General features: G+C 50.5%; 3 tRNA genes. All 3 read right to left on the reverse strand.

Features of this window, described 5'->3' with window-relative positions:
- Nucleotides 1–11: 11 nt before the first annotated feature.
- The 3 genes from ATB74_RS23495 to ATB74_RS23505 all read right to left on the reverse strand — a co-directional run bounded on the left by ATB74_RS23495 (nt 12) and on the right by ATB74_RS23505 (nt 367).
- A tRNA-Met gene (locus ATB74_RS23495) sits at nt 12–88 on the reverse strand.
- Between the two features lie 70 nt (nt 89–158).
- Nucleotides 159–234 (reverse strand) — tRNA-Gly (locus ATB74_RS23500).
- Between the two features lie 56 nt (nt 235–290).
- Nucleotides 291–367, reverse strand: a tRNA-Met gene (locus ATB74_RS23505).
- Between the last annotated feature and the right edge of the window lie 19 nt (nt 368–386).

Consider the following 386-nt stretch of genomic DNA (forward strand, 5'->3'; position numbering starts at 1 on the left):
TAACTGTAATGTGGTTGCGGGAGCCGGATTTGAACCGACGACCTTCGGGTTATGAGCCCGACGAGCTACCAAACTGCTCCATCCCGCGTCCGGATGCATTGTTTAAGACAATGAGACTAAACCATTTTCATCTTCAGCATAAAGCGTGAGAAAGAATTTGGAGCGATACATCGGGTTCGAACCGATGACCTCAACCTTGGCAAGGTTGCGCTCTACCAACTGAGCTAGTATCGCATTAGTTATTCGCTGCTCTTAACGCCTTGGGCAACAGATAGCGCTTAACTGTAATGTGGTTGCGGGAGCCGGATTTGAACCGACGACCTTCGGGTTATGAGCCCGACGAGCTACCAAACTGCTCCATCCCGCGTCCGGATGCATTGTTTAAG

The sequence above is a fragment of the Vibrio splendidus genome, assembly GCF_001557875.1.
GTDB classification, from domain to species: domain Bacteria; phylum Pseudomonadota; class Gammaproteobacteria; order Enterobacterales; family Vibrionaceae; genus Vibrio; species Vibrio splendidus_F.